The organism is Mycolicibacterium tokaiense (genome assembly GCF_010725885.1).
Lineage (GTDB): Bacteria > Actinomycetota > Actinomycetes > Mycobacteriales > Mycobacteriaceae > Mycobacterium > Mycobacterium tokaiense.
Map to the genome: position 1 here is coordinate 2,937,695 of NZ_AP022600.1, position 18,982 is coordinate 2,956,676.

Sequence of the window (18,982 nt, forward strand, 5' to 3'; positions counted from 1 at the left end):
GCCACCGACACCGTGCCTACACTCGGGTGGATGAGTGCACAGCTGACGCAGCGCCGCGGCCTGAACGACTCGATCACCCGGTTCTGGAGCTTCGCCGCTCCCGCCTACAACCAGCCCTGTCTGCAGCGCTGGGTCTACCGCCCGGGCCAGGACGAGGTGGTGCGCGCTCTGCGCTCCCAGGGCTCGCAACGGATCGCCGACATCGCTTGCGGCACCGGCATTCTCACCGACCGGATCGAGCGTGAGCTGCGGCCCGACGAGGTCTACGGAGTGGACATGTCCGACGGCATGCTGGCCCAGGCCCGCCGGCGCAGTGACCGGGTGCGCTGGATGAAAGGCCCTGCCGAGGAGCTGCCGTTCGCCGACGGGTTCCTCGACGCCGTGGTCACCACGTCGGCGTTCCACTTCTTCGACCAGCCGGCGGCGTTACGGGAATTCCACCGCGTGCTGGCGCCCGGTGGGCTGGTGGCGGTGACCACCATCGGCCCGCGGCTGCCCCTGCAGCGGCTCTCGGCCGATCTGCGCAATCCGGCGCACATCCCCTCACCGCGGGAGATGCACACGCTGTTCACCGATGCCGGCCTGACCGTGGCCGATCAGCACCGCGTGGCGCGGCCGCTGTGGACCCAGCTGCTGTCCGATCTGATCACCGTGGGCGTCAAGAGTTAGTGCACGATCGGCAGCCGCAGCACCAGCCGCGCGCCGCCCAGGGCACTCTTTTCCAGAGCTGCTGTGCCGCCGTGCAATTCGGCCTGCTGAGCCACCAGTGCCAGGCCCAACCCCGAACCCGATCGCGACGCCGTGGACCCGCGGGCGAAGCGTTCGAACACCTCGGCGCGCTCGGCTTCGGGCACCCCGGAGCCGTTGTCGTCGACGGCGATCTCCACGCCGGCCGCCGAGCTGACCGCACTCAGCTGCACCTCGGTGGCACCACCGTGCTTGACGGCATTGGCGATCGCGTTGTCGATCACCAGGCGAAGCCCGGCGGGCAGGCCGAGCATCAGCACCGTGGGTGACGGTGCCAGCGACACCTTGAGGTCCGGATAGCTGCGCACGGCGTCGTGGGCGGCACGGTCCAGCAACTCGGTGATGTCCAGCGGCACATGATCGTCGGCGGTGGTCAGCTGTCCCTGCGCCAGCCGCTCCAGCGCGGTCAGCGTGGCCTCGATGCGGGTCTGGGTGCGCATGATGTCGCCGACCAGTTCCTCCCGCTGCGGGCGGTCCAGGTCCAGCGTGGAGAGCACCTCGAGATTGGTGCGCATGGCCGTCAACGGGGTGCGCAGCTCGTGCGAGGCCACCGCGGCGAAGTCGCGGGCCGATTCCAGGGCCTCCTTGGTGCGCTGCTGCTCGGTACCGATCCGGGCCAGCATGCCTTCCACCGCCTCGGCGATCTCCTCGGCTTCGCGCACCCCGCGGACCTGCACGTCGTCGGGGTTGGACTGCGCGTTGATGGCCCGGGCCTGCTGGGCCAACAACCGGAACGGGTTGACCATGATCAACGAGATGAACCAGCCCACCACGAAGGTGCCCGCGATGACGCTGCCGCAGATGATGAGCACCCGCGTGTGCTGGGCGTCGATGCGGCGCTCGGTCTCGGCGACGGGTGCGCCCAGGGCGATGGATGCGGGGCCCGCGGCGAACGTCCGGACCCGGTACTCCACCCCGTCGATGGTGGTGTTGGTGTAGCCGGTGCCCAGTTCGGGCAGCACGATCGATGGTGGCGCCGACACCGTGACCCCCCCGATGCGGGCGGTGCGGACCAGGTTGCCGTCCGGGGTGGCCTGGTCGACGTCACCGGCGCTGGGTGCGCTGAGGAGGTTGGAGAAGTCACCGAGGCTGCTCACCGAGTCCAGGCGCCGGTCCAGCTGGCTGTACTGCTCGTTGGTGATCCCGATCCACACCCAGGCCCCGAGAATCAGCACGGTCGCGATCACCCCGATCTCGGAGATGATCACGATGGTGCGCAGCGACAGCAGTCGGGCCAGTCCCCGCAGCAGCCGCTTCTTACCTGAGGGGGGCACCCAGACATCTTGCCCGACGTGGGAACCGGTTGGGCAATGTGCCCGCCGATGACCGGCGCCAGCTAACTGGTGATGGCACACTGTCAGCCAATGTCGGGGGGAGACACGGATGGGTGCTGCTGACGTCGGCGACACCGCGATGATGCTGGTGATACCCGTGGTGGGGTTGATCCTGCTGAGCTCGGGTATCTGGCGGCAACGACACGAGTCACGGGCTTCCCCGCCGCCCCCGGGAGCGCCGTCGCCCCAGCCGGTGCCGCATTCCGGTCCCGATGCGATCGCCACCGTACTGATCCTGCTGGGCAGCGGCCTGCTGGTGCTGGGCCTGGCCGCCACCGCGCTGGCCGCGCTGGGCCCGAGGCCGGATTCGACGCGGTCCGCCCGGCTGTCGCTGAGCTCACCGACGGCCGCTGCCCACCGGCTGCACGTGGGGGAATGCATCACGGATCGGCAGTACGCGGTGGCGGACATGTCGCCGAGGCCCACCGACTGCGCCGATCCGGACGCCGTCTACGAACTGGCCTATCAGGCCGAGGGCCCGTCGGCCACCTGTCCGGACGGGTTCCGGGAGGACTCCGGCTACGCCGTCCTGTTCAACAACTCCCACACCTACTGCTTCGTGCTCAACGTCGACGAGGGGGAGTGCTTCTCCGTGCTGCCTGAAGCGGACCTGTTCCGGCCGGTGGACTGCACCGACCCCGACGCGAACACCCGGATCGACAAGATTCTGGACGGCGCCGAGGATCTGGCGCTGTGTCCCGCGGGCCCGCAGGGTGCGTCCTTTCCGCAGCCGGCCCGCACCTACTGCGTGGTATCGCCCGGTTGATCGTCGAGGTCGATCAGCACCGGTGCGTGATCGCTGGCGCCCTTGCCCCGACGTTCGTCCTTGCCGATCTCGGCGTGCCGCACCCGGGCTGCCAGAGCCGGTGAGCCCAGGATGAAGTCGATGCGCATGCCGCGGCGTTTCTGGAACGCCAGTTGCGTGTAGTCCCAGTACGTGTAGACCCCGGGGCCCGGGGTGAAGGGACGCACCACGTCGGTGAATCCCGCGTTGTTGATCGCGTGGAACGCAGCCCGCTCCGGCTCGGACACATGTGTGTGGCCCAGGTAGGCCTCGGTGCTCCAGACGTCCTCGTCGGTGGGGGCGATGTTCCAGTCGCCCACCAGCGCGATCGGCGCTCCGGCGTCGTCGCCCAGCCAGCCCGCCGCGGTATCCCGCAGCGCCGCAAGCCAATCCAGTTTGTACGCGTAGTGCGGATCGGCCAGGGAGCGGCCGTTGGGAACGTAGAGGCTCCACACCCGCACCCCGCCGCAGGTGGCGCCGAGCGCGCGGGCTTCCGCAGCCGCCTCGACGTCGGGTTTGCTGCTCCAGGTGGGTTGGCCGGCGAAGCCGATCTCGATGTCCGCCAACCCGACCCGGCTGGCGATCGCCACGCCGTTCCACTGGCTGACCCCGACGTGGGCCACCTCGTAACCCAGTGCGGCGAACGGCATCGACGGGAACTGCGCGTCGGTGCACTTGGTCTCCTGCATGGCCAGCACGTCCACGTCAGCGCGCTCCAGCCAGTCGGTCACCCGGTCCACGCGGGTGCGGATCGAGTTCACATTCCAGGTGGCCAGTCGCATCCGACCACCCTAGGGGGTGCGTTGGAAGCCAGCGTCGGCAGTGTGTCCGATCCGCCAAACCTCCTGTGTCACTTCGGTATCTGAGGCCTCATCGCACCGATTTTGTCGGTGGTCGCCTATATGTTCGATGCATGGGAACGTCAGCTGTCGCCGATCGCGAGGCGATGCTGGCGGCCCTGGCGGAGATGGAAGAGCTGACCGCCCGGATGAATCGGCTGTCGATCGACGCGTTCTCCGATGTCGAGTTGTTGGATGTGCAGCAGCGGCGTGAAGCCATCACCCGCGCGCAGCCGGTGTTCGATCATCGGGTGTATCAGCGGATCACGTCTCAGAGTTCACCGGTGGCCTTGGGTGCCAAGAGTTACGCGGCAGTGTTGTCGCAGCGGTTGCGGATTTCCAGCTCGGAGGCGCGCCGCCGGTTGGATGAGGCGGCGTTGTTGGGGCCGCGGACCTCGCTGACCGGTGAGCCGATGGCGCCCACGATGCCGGGGTTTGCGCGCGGTCAGGCGCAGGGGTTGATCGGGGCCGAGCACATCAAGCATGTGCGGTGGTTTTTCCGTGAGCTGCCCGGCTTCGTGGACTTCCAGACCCGGGCCAACGCCGAAGAACAACTGGCCCAGCATGCCTGCGAGCTGGGGCCTGAGGCGTTCCGCGCCGCCGCCGCGCACATGCTCTATCTGCTGAACCAGGACGGGGAGCTCTCCGATGAGGACCGTCAAGCCCTGGCCTATATCCGGGTGGGTAAGCAACGCCCCGACGGGATGCGCCCGTTCGAAGGCTTGTTGACCCCGGAGGCGTGGGCGACTCTGGAGCCGTTGCTGGAGCGCAACGCCGCCCCGGGGATGTGCAACCCGGCTGATGAGAACCCCTGCCTTGACGGTGAACCCACCGAAGAGCAGATACGCAACGACACCCGCACCACGGGCAAACGGAATCACGATGCGCTGCTGGCTCTGTGCAAGCGCATGCTCACCACGCAGCCGACGGGGACCATCAACGGATTACCGGCGAACGTGGTCATCACCGTGAGTCTGACCGATCTGGAGAAGGGCACCGGCCACGGCCTCACTGCCGGCGGCACGCTGCTGCCGATCGCCGATGTGCTGAAGTTCGCCGCCCACTCCCGCCCCTGGCTGGCGCTGTTCGACGGCAAAGGGCTACCGCTGCATCTGGGCCGGGCCAGGAGGACCGCCACCCTGGCCCAGCGGTTGATGCTGCTCGCGAAGCACCGGGGCTGCACCATGCCCGGGTGCACCGCCAGCGCCTACCGCTGCCAGGTGCATCACGCCAACCAGGACTGGAAAGACGGCGGCCGCACCGACATCGAGGACCTGACGTTGGCGTGCGGGCCGAACAATCGGATGGTGGAGACCACCGGCTGGACCACAAGAAACCGCCCCGAGGATGGTGTCACCGAGTGGATCCCGCCGCCACACCTCGACTGCGGCCAGTCCCGCACCAACAACATTTACCACCCGGAACGGATCATCGACCCCGGCGACGACCCGTAACCAGAAGCTGATGCGCCCTACGCCAGAACGGAATCGACCTCGACATAGCGCACGCGGTGATGCAGGGCGAAGCCCATGGACTCGTAGAGCCGGATTGCCGCGGCGTTGTCGCTGAGCACCTGGACGTAACACCGGGTGGCGCCACGGGCGGCGCCCCACCCCATCAGCCCTTCGCAGATGGTGCGCGCGTGACCGCGCCGGCGCTGCTCGTCTGCCACCCGCACCGACGAAATACCCAGCCAGCGTGTGCCGTCCGGGGCGGAGGTCACCGCACCCCGACCCACGGCGGCACTGCCGACGGAGGCGAAGGTGACCTCGCCGTCGACCACCGCGGTGAGAACCTCGACCGGGACCTCACGTTCATACACCCGTAACCAATCGGCATCCGGACGGGTCGCCGACGTGATGGCGGCCGCGGGGCCTGCTTCGATGTCGCGCACCAGCACCCGGTTCTCCTTTATCCCGGGTGCACCGACCTTCAGCAGCCGCTCCGGCAGGGCCAACCACGCCGGCAGGCCACGCTCGCCGTACCAGCGTGCCACCGCGGGCAGTTCGGCCAACGTGGCTGACATCTGCAGCGGCACAGCTGAATTGGCCCGACTGGTGTGCCCGCCCGCGGCGCGTAGGAACCAGCCGCCGATCCAGTGCTGCTCGGTGCCCGGCCAGGCCAGCGCCGCCGCGTACTCCAGCGCCCGGATCTCGGAGTTGCGCACCGGCCGACCGCTGAGCTCCCGCACGCTGACGACGTCGGCAGGATCCACTTCGACGGTGCCGTCGGAGGCGGTGCGCACCAGGACAAGCGGCGACGTCGCCTCCAAGTGGCCGATGACGTCGGTCAGGCCGTCGGGCACCCGGTACCGGATGCTGACGCGGTTGCCGATGCCGGGGAACTCGATCAATGCCCGAAGGGATCCGGTCCCTCGCCCGGGGTCCAGGAGAAGCCCGGCACACCCCAGCCGTTCCGCTTGACCGCGCGCTTGGCGGCGCGGGCGTGGCGGCCCACCAACCGGTCCAGATAGAGGAAGCCGTCCAGGTGTCCGGTCTCGTGCTGCAGCATGCGGGCGAACAGGCCGGTGCCCTCGATGTCGACCGGGGCGCCCTCGGCGTCGACGCCGGTCACGCGGGCCCAGGTGGCGCGGCCGGTGGGGAAGTTCTCCCCGGGCACCGACAGGCATCCCTCGTCGTCGTCCTCCGGGTCGGGCATGGTCTCGGGTACCTCGGAGGTCTCGAGCACCGGGTTGATCACCACGCCGCGTCGCCGCACCGTCGCCTTGCGGTCATCGGCGCAGTCATAGACGAAGACCCGCAGCGGTACGCCGATCTGGTTGGCGGCCAAGCCGACTCCGTATGCGGCGTCCATGGTCTCGTACAGATCTTCGATGAGTGCGGTCACGTCTTCGGGGATCGATCCGCCGGGGCCGAGCTCCACCGGCTGGGTCGGAGTGTGCAGGACGGGGTCTCCCACGATGCGGATCGGAACTACTGCCATGGTCGGCAAGCTTAAGTCAGCCGACGCGCTGGTTCGGGTGCCCTCCCAAATGACGCGGGCGTGGTTGAATACTCGCGCAGAACCACACCGATGTCATTTCGTTGGCGAATGGTTACAAGGGAGCGGAATGGAAGGCGCCATGGCAAGGGCTGAGCGTTCGGGGGATGACGCTGAGCTCACCGATGGGCTGACCCGTCGCGAGCACGACATCCTTGCATTCGAACGGCAATGGTGGAAGTACGCCGGGTCCAAAGAAGAGGCCATCAAAGAGCTCTTCTCCATGTCAGCCACGCGCTACTACCAGGTGCTCAACGCCCTCGTCGAACGGCCCGAAGCGCTGGCGGCCGACCCGATGCTGGTCAAGCGTCTCCGTCGGCTGCGGGCCACCCGCCAGAAGGCCCGCGCCGCACGCAAGCTGGGCTTTGACATCACCTGAGTTAGGGTGGGCGCGATGAACGAGCGCGTTCCTGACTCCTCCGGGCTGCCACTGCGCGCCATTGTGATGGTGCTGCTGTTCCTGGGCATCGTGTTCCTGCTGGTCGGCTTCCAGGCGTTGAACTCCAGCGGTGACGATGACGACACCGCCGGTACGCCAGTGGTCACCACCACCTCCAGTGCGGCGCCGACCTCGGAGACCGAGGAGCCCGCGCCGCGCCCGGAGGTCCGGGTGTTCAACATCTCCGAGGTGGCCGGGGCGGCCGAGAACGTCGCCAACCGGGTGCGTGAGGACAACTGGAACGTCACCGAAGTGGGCAACCTGGTGCTGCCGGACGTGCCCGTCACCACCGTGTACTTCGGTGAAGGCGAGCAGGAGGCGGCCGAAGAACTGGGACGGCTGCTGGAAGCTCCCGTCGCACCCCGCATTCCCGAGGTCGCAGAGCAACCACCCGGGTTGATCGTGGTGGTCACAGGTTAGGCTGGCGCGCATGCCCGCCAGACTTCTGAAGAAGCCCGCGCTCGCCGTCGCAGTCCTGCTGCCCGTCGTCGGTCTGACCGCGTGCACCCCGTACGAGCCCGTCGCCTCCGAGCCGGGCACCACCCCGCCGGTGTGGACCGGCTCGCCGGCGCCCGCAGCGGGCGAGGGTGAGGGCGAAGGCGGTGCCGAAAGCCAGAGCAGCAGCGGCGCCGAATCGTCGCTCGAGGTGCCGATCAACACCGCCGACGGCACCGAAGTGGCAACGGCCACCTTCGAGTTCAGCGCCGGGTACGCGACCATCACGGTCGAGACCACCGAAACCGGGGTGCTGACCCCCGGCTTCCACGGACTGCACATCCACTCCGTCGGCGCGTGCGAGGCCAACTCGGTGGCTCCCACCGGCGGGGCGCCGGGTGACTTCCTGTCCGCGGGCGGGCACTTCCAGGTACCGGGCCACAGCGGGCACCCGGCCAGCGGCGACCTGAGTTCGCTGCAGGTGCGCGAGGACGGGTCCGCGCGGCTGGTCACCACCACCGACGCCTTCACCGAGGACGATCTGCTGGCCGGCCAGGGCACCGCGATCATGATCCACGAGGGCCCGGACAACTTCGCCAACATCCCGCCCGAGCGCTACAACCAGGTCAACGGAACCCCGGGTCCGGACGCCACGACCATGGCCACCGGTGACGCCGGCGGCCGGGTGGCTTGCGGTGTCATCGGCGGGCAGTAGCGCCGACCGCATCGATTTTGCCGGTTCCTACCGGCCGACCGTCGGCGTCGAATGGGAGTTCGCGCTCGTCGACGCGGTGACCCGCGACCTGTCCAACGAGGCCGCCGGGGTGATCGCCGAGCTGGGTGAGAACCCGCACGTGCACAAGGAGTTGCTGCGCAACACCGTCGAGATCGTCACCGGCATCTGCTTCAACTCCGGGCAGGCCATGGAGGATCTGGCCACGACGCTGCGTGCGGTGCGACAGGTGGTGCGCGGTCGCGGCATGGAATTGTTCTGCGCCGGAACACATCCCTTCGCTGAAGCTTCCGCGCAGAAGCTCACCGATGCTCCCCGCTACGCCGAGCTGATCAACCGCACCCAGTGGTGGGGCCGCCAGATGTTGATCTGGGGCGTGCACGTCCACGTCGGGGTGTCCTCGGCGCACAAGGTGATGCCGATCATCAGCTCCCTGCTCAACCACTATCCGCACCTGCTGGCGCTGTCGGCGTCCTCGCCGTGGTGGGAAGGTGAGGACACCGGCTACGCGAGCAACCGGGCGATGATGTTCCAGCAGTTGCCCACTGCGGGGCTGCCGTTCCAGTTCCAGACGTGGCGCGAGTTCGAGGGCTTCGTGCACGACCAGAAGAAGACCGGCATCATCGACCACATCAACGAGGTGCGCTGGGACATCCGGCCGTCGCCGAATCTGGGCACCGTCGAGATCCGGATCTTCGACGGGGTCTCCAACATCGAGGAACTCAGCGCGCTGGTGGCACTGACGCACTGTCTGGTGGTGGATCTGGACCGCCGCCTCGACGCCGGCGAAGCGCTACCGGTGATGCCGCCGTGGCACGTGCAGGAGAACAAGTGGCGCGCGGCGCGCTACGGCCTGGACGCCATCATCATCCAGGATGCCGACAGCAACGAGCGGCTGGTCACCGAAGACCTCGACGACCTGCTCAACCGGCTGGAACCGGTGGCCCACTCCCTGCACTGCTCCGACGAACTGGCCCGGGTGGCCGACATTCCCCGCCGCGGTGGGTCCTACCAGCGGCAACGTCGGGTGGCGGAGGAGAACGACGGGGATCTGCGTATGGTGGTCGATGCGCTGGTGGACGAGCTCATCCTCTAGAGATCTGGGTGCACCCATGGACTACACGTTGGCCGCACGGATGGTCGCCGGGATCGCGGTGACCGCAGCCGCCGTGGCGGCCTGCAGCACCACCGTCGACGGCAACCCGGTGGCCGGACCCGACACTCAGGCCCTCAGCACGCCGGCCCCCACCACTCAGTCGCCCACCACTCAGTCGCCGACGACGCGGACCACACCCCCCGGTGCGCCCACCGTGCCGTCCGTGCCCACCCGGACCGCGACGCCGGGTTCACCGGCGGCGGACACCACCTGCGACGAGTACATCAACCTCGACGAGACGGCCCAGCGCGAGGTCATCACCGCCGTCGCGGCCGACAACCAGCTGGTGTCGCTGAACCCCGAGCTGTGGGTCACCCTCACCAGCGCGCTGTGCACCTTCGCCGAACCGTCAACGCCGGTGCGCGACGTGCTGGCAGGGCAGGGGATCCGGTGACCGCGACGCCGATGTTCCCGCTGGAGACGGCGATGCTGCCCGGCGAGCAGCTACCGCTGCGAATCTTCGAGCCGCGGTACGCCGCGCTGGTGCAGGACACCTTGGACCGCGACGACAAGTCATTCGGGGTGGTGCTGATCGAACGTGGCCGGGAGGTGGGCGGCGGCGACGACCGCCTCGACATCGGGGTGCGGGCCCGCATCGCGGCCTTCGAGGACTACGGCGATGGCACCTACCGGCTGCGCTGCGCGCTGACCGAACGAATCCGGGTGACGCAGTGGCTGCCTGATGATCCTTATCCGCGGGCCGAGGTGCAGTCCTGGCCCGACGAGCCGGGCCCGGTCAGCAGCAGCGGGGTCGGCGACGTCGAAGACCGCATCTGGGGGCTGTTCGAACGGATCGCCCACGCGCGCGACGCGCACCTGCCGGAGCGGGCCGACGTGCTGGGCGACGGGCTGGATGTGCCTGCCGGACAACGGCTCTACGAGCTGGCGGCCCGGATGCCGATGGGCACCGCCGACAAGTACTCGGTACTGGCCGCCCCGTCGCCGGCCGACCGGCTGACCGCGCTGCAGGAGGCCGTCGACATCGTCTCTGCGATGGTGGAGTTCCAGCTCTCCGGCGACTGAGGCTACCTGTCGTCGCGCATCTCGTCGGCGGCCAGCAGGTCGTCGCGGTCGCGCTGCTCGCGGTAGGCCAGCTGGCCCACCCGCTGTGCCACCACCGGGGCGGTGATGAGGGTGAACAGGCCGGTCAAGATGATCATCCCCACGTCGGGGTGGCCACGCAGCCGCAACGCGGCTCCCAGCAGCACCAGCAACAGGCCCAGCGTCTGGGGCTTGCTGGCGGAGTGCATGCGCGAGAGGGTGTCGGGGAAGCGGACCACTCCGATGGCGGCGGTCAGCGCCAGCGCCGAACCGCCCAGCACCAGCACCCCGGACAGGACGTCGAAGGCGTTCATCGTTTCGCCCCCCGATTCTCGCTGTCGGGCACGCGGAATCGCGCCACGCTGACCGATCCGACGAAGCTGATCAGCGCCAGCGCGGCCAGGCTGTAGGTCACAGTGGTGTCCAGGCTGAACGCCGCCCAGGTGCCGATGCTGCACATGGTGACGGCCACCAGGGTGTCCAGGGCGACCAGCCGGTCCAGTGTGCTCGGGCCGGCCAGCAGCCGGAACATGGTGATGGCCGCCGCGGCGATCAGCATCACCGCGGCGATCAACCACACGGTGTTCACTGCGGCGCCTCCTCGGTCTCGGGGTCGCCGGCCAGTTCCTCCGCCGACGCGGGCCGCCACTCGCTGTCGCGTTCGAACGCCGCGATGAGCAGCCGTTCGACCACGGCGACCTGGTGGTAGAACTGCTTGACCGCCTTGTCCGATCCCACGTTGATGACGTGGGCATACAGCAACCGGCGCACCTGGTCGATTTCCAGCACGATCGAGCCCGGGATCAGGTTGTAGATGTTGACCGCGAGCGCCAGCACCAGGTCCGACTTCACGGACAGCTGGGCCCGCAGCACCGCGCTGCGCGGCGGCGGCCCGGGGCGGATGGCCAGCCAGGCGATCTGGAAACTGGACATCACCAGGTACACGTTGACGCGGATGACCAGGTTGAGCAGTGACAGGACATGCACCTTGCCCTGGACCGGCACCCGTGGCAGCGGCAGGAACACCGTGATGAGCAGTCCCACCGCCAGCCCGGACAAGACATTCGCCGCAGAGACGTTGCCCCACAACAGAACCCATACCGCAGTCAGGCCCACCAGCACCCAGATGCGCAGCATGAACCATCGCATCGTGGGTTTCTTCGGCGGTTTCCTCACGGGCGCGCACCTCCCACCACTGCGCCGATGTACTGATCGCGGTTGATCACCTCGTCGGCGGCCCGTTCGCTGAACGCGAAGATCGGTCCCGCAGCCACCGTCAGGGCCAGCCCGACGGCCATCAGCGCCATGGTGGGCACCACCATGCCGATGGGCATGCGGCCCACGTCGGCGCGCTCCTCGAACGGGATGTCCTCGTCGTCGTCGAGCAGCGCGGCCGGCCCGGCCGTGGAGCGTTCGCCTTCGGGGGCGTCGGCGCGGGCCCGCCAGAACGCCTTGGTCCACACCCGGGCCACCACGTACAGGGTCAGCAGGCTGGTCACCACGCCGCCGCCCACCAGCCACCAGGCCAGCACCGATCCGTCGGCGCTGCCCGCCTCCAGCAGGGCCACCTTGCCGATGAAGCCCGAGAACGGCGGGATACCACCGAGATTCAGCGCCGGGATGATGAACACGAACGCCAGCAGGGGGCTGGCCGCCGCCAGACCGCCGAGCCGTTTGAGCGTCGACGCCCCGGCTTGGCGCTCGATCAGACCCACCACCAGGAACAACGTCGTCTGCACGATGATGTGGTGGGCCACGTAGTAGATGGCCCCGGACATGCCGAGCTGACTGGACAGCGCGATCCCGAAGACCATGTAGCCGATGTGGCTGACCAGCGTGAAGGACAGCAGACGCTTGATGTCGCTCTGTGCGATCGCGCCCAGGATGCCCACCACCATGGTGAGCAGCGCGGCCACCAGCAGCAGGGGATCCAGCCCGCCGCCGGGGAACAGCAGCGAGTGCGCCCGGATGATGGCGTAGACGCCGACCTTGGTGAGCAGCCCGGCGAACACCGCGGTGACGGGTGCCGGTGCAGTGGGGTAGGAGTCGGGCAGCCAGGTCGACAGCGGGAACACCGCGGCTTTGATGCCGAACGCCACCAGCAGCACCGCGAACAGCGCACTGCGTGTTCCGGGGCTCACGTCGTCGAGGCGCAACGCCAACTCGGCCATGTTCAGCGTGCCGGTGGCCGCGTACACCAGCGCGAGTCCGAACAAGAAGATCATCGACGAAACCATCGAGACCATCACGTAGGCGATGCCGGCGCGCACCCGGTCGCGGGTGCCGCCGATGGTGAGCAGTACGAAGCTGGCCGACAGCAACACCTCGAAGCCGACGTAGAGGTTGAACAGGTCACCGGCCAGGAACGCGCTGCAGACGCCTGCGGAGAGCACCAGGTAGGTGGGCAGGAAGATCGACACCGGCTGGCGGTCGTCACCGTCGCGGATGCCCTGACCGATGGCGTAGAAGATCACCGCCAGCAGGACCACCGACGACACCAGCAGCATCAGGGCCGAGAGCCGGTCGGCCACCAGGGTGATGCCCAGCGGCCCCATGCCCGGTTCGCTCTCGCCCCAGCCGCCCACCTGCAGCGCCTGCACCCCGTCGCGGTCCACGACGTACACCAGCGCGGCGCACACCGCCACCACCGAGGTCAGCGCGGCCACGGTGATGGCGCGCTGGGTCCGCGGTTTGCGGCCCGCGATGAGATTGAGGGCGGCCCCGAGCAGCGGGATCAGCACGGGTAGCGGGATCAGGATCTGGGCCAGCATCAGCGCGACCCCTGATGTCCGGGCAGCGCGTCCAGCTCGTCGGGTTCGTCGGTGTCGGGATGCTCGGCCACCGTGCCTTCGAGCGCCTCCTCGTCGGCCTGGGCGGCCTTGGCTTCCTGGGACACCTTGGTGTCTTCGGGGTCGTTGGCGACTTCTTCGACCGTGGTCAGCCGGTAGGACCGGTAGGCCAGCGCCAGCACGAAGGCGGCGATGCCCATGGTGATGACGATGGCGGTCAGGATCATGCCTTGGGCCAGCGGGTCAGCGGTGGTGGTGTTGTTGCCGCTGGTGCGTCCGCGCACCGGGGGATTGCCGGACGGGCCCCCGGCCGTGAGGATCAGCAGGTTGATGGCGTTGCTCAGCAGCAGCAGCCCCAGCAGCATGCGGGTGAGGTTGCGCTCCAGCAGCAGGTACACCCCGCAGGTGGTGAGGCCGCCGATGATGATGAGCGGGACGATGTAGGTGGTCATCGGTGTGCTCCCACCGGCCGGCGCGGATTCTCGGCCATCTCGACGTCGATGCGGGCACCGAGACTGCGCAGGACGTCGAGCACCAGGCCCACCACGATCAGGTACACCCCCAGGTCGAAGAACAGGGCCGTGACGAACTTGATGTGGCCGAGCACCGGCACGTCCAGCTCGACGATGGCCGAGGACAGGGCGGGCGCACCCAGCAGAATGGAGGCCACCGCGGTGCCCGCGGACAGGCCCAGGCCGACGCCCAGGATCTTGCCCGCATCCAGTGGGATCGTCTCACCCAGCTCGTAGCGTCCACCGGCGAGGTAACGCAGCACCAGCGCCAGACCAGCGGTCAGGCCACCGGCGAACCCGCCGCCGGGGGTGTTGTGGCCGGTGAAGAAGAAGTAGATGGACAGCACCATGATCACCGGGAAGATGAAGCGCGTCGCGACCTCCAGCACCAGCGAGCGGTAGCGCGGGTCGCGGTACTCACTGCCCCGCAGCCAGGTGGTGTCGCTGGCGGCCGGGCTGTAGGCCATCACCACACCGATGTCGGGTTGCCCGGCGGGCTGGCTGGCCTGCGGCACCCGTGGTGCCGCGCCGAAGCGCCGATGCCGGAACACCAGCGAGGCTACCCCGGTGGCTGCCACCAGGAGCACCGAGATCTCCCCCAGGGTGTCCCAGGCGCGGATGTCGACCAGCAGCACGTTGACAGTGTTGGAGCCGTGGCCGCGCTCGTAGGCGGCGTCGGGCAAGAGTTCGGCGATGGGGCGGGTGTCGCGGGCGGCCATGGCGAACACCCCGAGGGTGGTGACGGTGGCGCCGACGGCCACGGCCAGCGCGGCGCGCGGGAGGCGGAACCGCTTCATGTGCGTCGCCTCGGCCTCGGCGGGCAGCGTACGCAGCACCAGCACGAAGATGACCAGGGTCAGCGTCTCCACCAGGAACTGCGTCAGGGCCAGGTCCGGTGCACCGTGGAAGGCGAAGATGACGCCGCAGCCGTAGCCGGTGAGGCCGACCAGCAGCACCGCGGCCAGCCTGTTGCGCATCACGACAGCCCCGAGCGCACCGGCCAGCATCAGCACACCCACGATCGGAGTGAACACCGATTGCCACGGCGCGAAGTCCGGCCGGTCACGCGCACCGGCGACCAGCACCACCAACGGCACCAGCACCAGCGTCGCGAGGATGACCGACTGGGTGGCGGGAATGGAGCCGCGCTGCGTGGTGCTGGTGACCCGGAAGGCGACCCAGTCCAGGCCGCGGAGGGTGGCGTCGTACACCCGGTCCGCGTTGCCCAGCGGCAGGAAGTGGAACCGCGCCCCGCGCAGCCGGCCGCGCAGGAAGAACGAGGCCGTACCTGCGGCCACAACCACGGCGGACAACAGCAGCGGCAGTGTGAGGCCGTGCCACAGCGCGAGGTGGTAGTCGGCCCCGCCGGGTAGCGATTCGGCGTACGGATCCAGGGCGTGCTCGAGCAGGCTCGGAACCAGTCCGAAGACCAGGCCCGCTGCGGAAAGCACCGCCGGGGCCAGCAGGAAGGTCGCGGGAGGCTTGTGCAGGTCGGCCACCCGGGTGCTGGGTTCGCGCAGGCCCTTCTTGGCGAAGGCGCCCCAGAGGAAGCGCAGGCTGTAGATGACGGTGAACACCGAGCCCAGGACGATCCCGGCGGTGGCCCAGGGCGCCCAGCTGCCCAGCGACGGACTGTGCAGGAGGGTTTCGAAATCGGCCTCCTTGGCCACGAAGCCCAGGAACGGAGGCAGGCCGGCCATGCTGGCCGTGGCGAGGACGGCGATGACCATCAGAACGGGGAGACGCTTGCCCAGCCACGCCAGTCGCCGGATATCGCGGGTGCCGCTGGCGTGGTCGATGATGCCGGTGACCATGAACAGCGCGGCCTTGAACATGGCGTGCGCGCACAGCATGGCCAGACCGGCCAACATCACGTTGCCGTCGCCGGTGCCCACCAGGACGGTGATCATGCCGAGCTGGCTGACGGTGCCGAAGGCGAGGATGAGCTTGAGGTCGTACTCGCGGATGGCGCGCCAGCCCGCGAGGATCATCGTCAGCAGGCCGAGGCCGAGCACCAGGGGCCGCCACGGCGCGGCGTCGGCGAAGCCGGGCGCCATCCGGGCGATCAGGTAGACACCGGCCTTCACCATGGCCGCGGCGTGCAGGTAGGCGCTCACCGGGGTGGGGGCAGCCATGGCGCCGGGCAGCCAGAAGTGGAACGGCACGAGTGCGGACTTCGACACCGCGCCGATCAGGATCAGCACGATGCCCACGTTGATCGCCAGGCCGGTGGGCGGGTTGGCGATCAGGTCGGAGAGCAGGTAGCTGCCGCCGAGTTCGCCGAGGATGACGATGCCGACCAGCATCGCCAGCCCACCTGCAGTGGTCACCATCAGCGCCTGGGTGGCGGCGCGCCGGCTGGTGGCGCGTTCGGCGTAATGGCCCACCAGCAGGAACGACAGCACCGAGGTCAGTTCCCAGAAGATGTAGAGCAGCAGCAGGTTGTCGCTGGTGACCAGACCGAACATGGCACCGGAGAAGGCGACCAACTCGGCGGCGAAGCTGGGCAGCCGGTTCTCGATGTGCTCGTCGTGGTGGTGGAAGTAGTCGGCGCAGTAGAAGAGCACCAGTGCGCCGATGGCCAGTACCAGCACACTCATCACGGCGGCCAGGGTGTCGAAGCGCAGGTCGATGTCCATCGACAGTTCCGGCACCCACTGGATGGTCAGTCGGTGGTCGTCACCCTGCGACGACGGCCAGTTGGTGGCGACCCAGAACAGTGAACCCGCGGGCACCAGCGCCAGGGGGTAGAAGGCCCGTCGTCCCCATCTTTTCACCAACAGCGGGGCCACCAGGGCGGCCACGGCATGGGCGATCAGGACGGCGAGCATGGCACTCCGTTTTTCTCAGGCGCCCGGGATGCCGAGCGTCGACTTGCGTCGGGGTGTCAGCCCACTGGTGGGCTTCGATCTTTACGGTTTGTTTACGGCCATCCTACGGTGTGGGGCGAAGTCGGAAACGCCCGGATCGCAAGCGTGTGCGAATGCGGGCATGAGACAAGGGTTTTGGATCACCGCCCGGTGGCGAACTCCCGCAGCGAGGCCACCTGCTCGGGGTCCAGCGATGGCCGCACGGTCGCCCGCGCCGCTTCCACGTCGGCCATCGTGACGTCTGCGGCGTCGATGGAGCGCCGCATCGCCGTCAGCGCCGCCTCGCGCAGCAGCGCCACGCAGTCGGCGGCGCTGTAGCCGTCCAGGTCGCCGGCCAGCGCGTCGAGGTCCACGTCAGCACTCAGCGGCACCGACTTGCCGGCCGTGCGCAGGATGTCCCGGCGGGCGTCGGCGTCCGGTGGCTCCACGAACACCAGCTTCTCCAGCCGGCCGGGCCGCAGCAGGGCGGGGTCGATCAGGTCGGGGCGGTTGGTGGCGCCCAGCACCACCACATCGCGCAGCGGGTCGATGCCGTCGAGCTCAGTCAGCAGCGCGGCCACCACCCGGTCGGTCACCCCGGAATCGTGACTTTGCCCACGCCGCGGCGCCAACGCGTCGATCTCGTCCAGGAACACCAGCGACGGGGCGGAATCCCGGGCCCGGCGGAACAATTCGCGCACCGACTTCTCCGAGCTGCCCACCCACTTGTCCATCAGCTCGGCGCCCTTGACGGCGTGCACGCTCAACCTGCCGGTAGAGGCCAGCGCCCGCACCACGAACGTCTTGCCGCAGCCGGGCGGGCCGTAGAGCAGGACGCCGCGCGGCGGGTCCACACCCAGGCGGGTGAAGGTGTCCGGGTGCTGCAGCGGCCACAGCACGGCTTCGGTGAGCGCCTGCTTGGTGGCCACCATGTCCCCGACGTCGGCCAGGGTGACCGCGCCCACGGACACCTCCTCGGTGGCCGAACGTGACAGCGGCCGGATGACTGTCAGGGCGCCGGCGAGGTCGGCCTGGGTCAGCACGGGTGCTTCGCCGTCGGTGCTGGCGCGGGCAGCCGCGCGCAACGCCGCCTCGCGGACCAGGGCGGCCAGATCGGCCACCACGAAACCCGGTGTGCGGCCGGCGATCTCCGTCAGGTCAAGATCGCGCGTCGGCACCGTGCGCAGCAGCACCTCCAGCAGCTGGCGACGGATGTCGGCGTCGGGCAGCGGCACCCCCAGTTCGCGGTCGCAGACGTCCGGGGCCCGCAGTCGCGTATCGAGGGCGTCCGGCACCGCCGAGGTGGCCACCAGCGCCACCCCAGCGGTGGCGATGGCGGTGCGCAGCTCGGCCAGGATCAGGCTGGCCACCGGCTCGGGCGGGCGGTCGGTGGCCGCGGGTAGCAATGCGTCCACATCGGTGATCAGCAGCACCCCGCCGGAGGCGCGGACGTCGGCGCAGGCCCGGGACACCGCCCGCAGCCGGTCCTCGGCGGCCAGCGCCCCGATCTCCGGGCCGTCGAGTTCCACCAGGTGCCGCGACGAGCACACCGTGCGCACCAGGGTGGCCTTGCCGACCCCGGCGGGCCCGGACACCAGCACCCCCAGATTGGCTGTCGCGCCCAGGGTTTCGAGCAGCTGCGGCTCGTCGAGCGCCAGCTTCAGCCACTCGGTGAGCTTGCCCGCCTGGGCGTGGGCGCCCTTGAGGTCGTCGAAGCTCACCGTCGGGCGGACCACGGGTTCGGCGGCCACCGTCGGCGCGGCGGCAGCACCGTCATCCCAGGCGAGCACGGAGTTGGGCTGCACGCTCACCGGTCCGGCCGGGTCGACCGCGCTGACCGTCAGCAGCTCCGAGGTCCAGGTGATCCCGACCGAGCGGGCCAGCGCCGCGGTGGCCTCCGTGGTCGAGGTCCCGGGTCCGAGGTCGCGGGGCAGCAGCGACACCGTGTCGCCGACGGTCATCACCTTGCCCAGCAGCGCCTGGCGCAGGGTGGCCGGGGAGACCGACCCGGCCGTCAGCCGCGACCCGGTCACGGTCACCGACCGGGCGCCGTGCACCGTCACCGGGGCCACCACCACGGAGCTGTCCTCGCGCAGGCCGGCGTTGGACAGCGTCACGTCGTCCAGCAGCGCGGTGCCCACCGGGGTGCCGGGACCCGCCACCCCCACCACGGCCGCGGTGGTGCGCGCCCCGGTGAGCGACACCGCGTCCCACTCCCGGATGCCGAGGGCCGCGATCGCTTCGGGATGCAGCCGGATGACCCCGCGCCGGGAATCCAGCGCGGAGGTGGTGAGCCGCGCCGTCAGGGTCAGCTGTGGCTGCAC

The 18,982-nt window shown here is 69.3% G+C and carries 20 protein-coding genes; 9 read left to right on the forward strand and 11 right to left on the reverse strand.

Translation table 11 applies throughout. The annotated features are described in order from the left end of the window. The first annotated feature begins 30 nt into the window (after positions 1-30). Positions 31-669 (forward strand): class I SAM-dependent methyltransferase, encoded by a 639-nt coding sequence (locus G6N58_RS14255; protein ID WP_115278257.1) that lies wholly within the window; start codon positions 31-33, stop codon positions 667-669. Here the strand turns inward: G6N58_RS14255 and G6N58_RS14260 are convergent. After that, positions 666-2,021, reverse strand: coding sequence for a sensor histidine kinase (locus G6N58_RS14260; RefSeq protein ID WP_232067861.1), 1,356 nt, complete (start codon positions 2,019-2,021; stop codon positions 666-668). The two genes, G6N58_RS14255 and G6N58_RS14260, sit on opposite strands and share 4 nt — an antisense overlap. Positions 2,022-2,130: 109 nt before the next feature. Between G6N58_RS14260 and G6N58_RS30815 the strand changes: the two genes are divergently transcribed. Continuing rightward, a complete protein-coding gene (locus tag G6N58_RS30815) occupies positions 2,131-2,847 on the forward strand; it encodes an LppU/SCO3897 family protein (protein ID WP_232067862.1) in 717 nt (238 codons plus the stop codon). On the opposite strand, the gene G6N58_RS14270 is transcribed toward G6N58_RS30815, so the two are convergent. Next, entirely contained in the window at positions 2,823-3,647 is an 825-nt protein-coding gene (locus G6N58_RS14270) for an exodeoxyribonuclease III (protein ID WP_068915311.1), read from the reverse strand. The two genes, G6N58_RS30815 and G6N58_RS14270, sit on opposite strands and share 25 nt — an antisense overlap. Before the next feature lie 131 nt (positions 3,648-3,778). Between G6N58_RS14270 and G6N58_RS14275 the strand changes: the two genes are divergently transcribed. Continuing rightward, positions 3,779-5,158, forward strand: coding sequence for an HNH endonuclease signature motif containing protein (locus tag G6N58_RS14275; RefSeq protein ID WP_115278255.1), 1,380 nt, complete (start codon positions 3,779-3,781; stop codon positions 5,156-5,158). Positions 5,159-5,175: 17 nt separating this feature from the next. Here the strand turns inward: G6N58_RS14275 and G6N58_RS14280 are convergent, their stop codons facing one another. After that, entirely contained in the window at positions 5,176-6,057 is an 882-nt protein-coding gene (locus tag G6N58_RS14280; protein ID WP_115278254.1) for an N-acetylglutamate synthase, CG3035 family, read from the reverse strand. Then, the gene (locus G6N58_RS14285; protein ID WP_068915314.1) at positions 6,054-6,647 is read right to left on the reverse strand and encodes a peptide deformylase; all 594 of its coding nucleotides are present in this window, start codon (positions 6,645-6,647) and stop codon (positions 6,054-6,056) included. The genes G6N58_RS14280 and G6N58_RS14285 overlap by 4 nt, the downstream gene beginning before the upstream one ends. Positions 6,648-6,774: 127 nt before the next feature. Between G6N58_RS14285 and napA the strand changes: the two genes are divergently transcribed. Genes napA through G6N58_RS14315 form a run of 6 tightly spaced genes read left to right on the forward strand, consistent with a single transcriptional unit; the run spans position 6,775 to position 10,490 of the window. Next, the gene (napA, locus tag G6N58_RS14290; RefSeq protein ID WP_068915315.1) at positions 6,775-7,083 is read left to right on the forward strand and encodes a nucleoid-associated protein NapA; all 309 of its coding nucleotides are present in this window, start codon (positions 6,775-6,777) and stop codon (positions 7,081-7,083) included. 15 nt (positions 7,084-7,098) lie between these two features. Beyond that, positions 7,099-7,563, forward strand: coding sequence for a LytR C-terminal domain-containing protein (locus G6N58_RS14295; RefSeq protein WP_115278253.1), 465 nt, complete (start codon positions 7,099-7,101; stop codon positions 7,561-7,563). A 10-nt stretch (positions 7,564-7,573) separates the two neighbouring features. Further along, a complete protein-coding gene (gene sodC / locus G6N58_RS14300) occupies positions 7,574-8,293 on the forward strand; it encodes a superoxide dismutase[Cu-Zn] (protein ID WP_115278252.1) in 720 nt (239 codons plus the stop codon). After that, positions 8,274-9,407 carry a glutamate--cysteine ligase gene (locus tag G6N58_RS14305; protein ID WP_115281517.1) on the forward strand — a complete coding sequence of 378 codons (1,134 nt, stop codon included), beginning with the start codon at positions 8,274-8,276 and terminating at the stop codon, positions 9,405-9,407. Before sodC ends, G6N58_RS14305 begins: the two co-directional genes overlap by 20 nt. A gap of 16 nt (positions 9,408-9,423) precedes the next feature. Next, on the forward strand, positions 9,424-9,861 hold the full coding sequence (locus tag G6N58_RS14310) for a hypothetical protein (RefSeq protein ID WP_232067863.1): 438 nt from the start codon (positions 9,424-9,426) through the stop codon (positions 9,859-9,861). 11 nt (positions 9,862-9,872) lie between these two features. Continuing rightward, a complete protein-coding gene (locus tag G6N58_RS14315) occupies positions 9,873-10,490 on the forward strand; it encodes an LON peptidase substrate-binding domain-containing protein (protein WP_068915318.1) in 618 nt (205 codons plus the stop codon). Positions 10,491-10,492: 2 nt separating this feature from the next. On the opposite strand, the gene mnhG is transcribed toward G6N58_RS14315, so the two are convergent. The 7 genes from mnhG to G6N58_RS14350 all read right to left on the reverse strand — a co-directional run bounded on the left by mnhG (position 10,493) and on the right by G6N58_RS14350 (position 18,982). After that, on the reverse strand, positions 10,493-10,822 hold the full coding sequence (gene mnhG, locus G6N58_RS14320) for a monovalent cation/H(+) antiporter subunit G (RefSeq protein ID WP_068915319.1): 330 nt from the start codon (positions 10,820-10,822) through the stop codon (positions 10,493-10,495). After that, a complete protein-coding gene (locus G6N58_RS14325) occupies positions 10,819-11,097 on the reverse strand; it encodes a monovalent cation/H+ antiporter complex subunit F (protein ID WP_068915320.1) in 279 nt (92 codons plus the stop codon). Before G6N58_RS14325 ends, mnhG begins: the two co-directional genes overlap by 4 nt. Continuing rightward, on the reverse strand, positions 11,094-11,657 hold the full coding sequence (locus G6N58_RS14330; RefSeq protein ID WP_115278251.1) for a Na+/H+ antiporter subunit E: 564 nt from the start codon (positions 11,655-11,657) through the stop codon (positions 11,094-11,096). The genes G6N58_RS14325 and G6N58_RS14330 overlap by 4 nt, the downstream gene beginning before the upstream one ends. Before the next feature lie 23 nt (positions 11,658-11,680). Then, on the reverse strand, positions 11,681-13,279 hold the full coding sequence (locus G6N58_RS14335; protein WP_068915322.1) for a Na+/H+ antiporter subunit D: 1,599 nt from the start codon (positions 13,277-13,279) through the stop codon (positions 11,681-11,683). Then, a complete protein-coding gene (locus G6N58_RS14340) occupies positions 13,279-13,749 on the reverse strand; it encodes a Na(+)/H(+) antiporter subunit C (protein ID WP_068915323.1) in 471 nt (156 codons plus the stop codon). The genes G6N58_RS14335 and G6N58_RS14340 overlap by 1 nt, the downstream gene beginning before the upstream one ends. Further along, complete coding sequence (locus G6N58_RS14345; RefSeq protein WP_115278250.1) at positions 13,746-16,640, reverse strand: Na+/H+ antiporter subunit A; 2,895 nt, start codon at positions 16,638-16,640, stop codon at positions 13,746-13,748. Before G6N58_RS14345 ends, G6N58_RS14340 begins: the two co-directional genes overlap by 4 nt. Before the next feature lie 179 nt (positions 16,641-16,819). Then, positions 16,820-18,982: an AAA family ATPase gene (locus tag G6N58_RS14350; RefSeq protein ID WP_115278249.1), complete on the reverse strand. Its 2,163-nt coding sequence runs from the start codon at positions 18,980-18,982 to the stop codon at positions 16,820-16,822.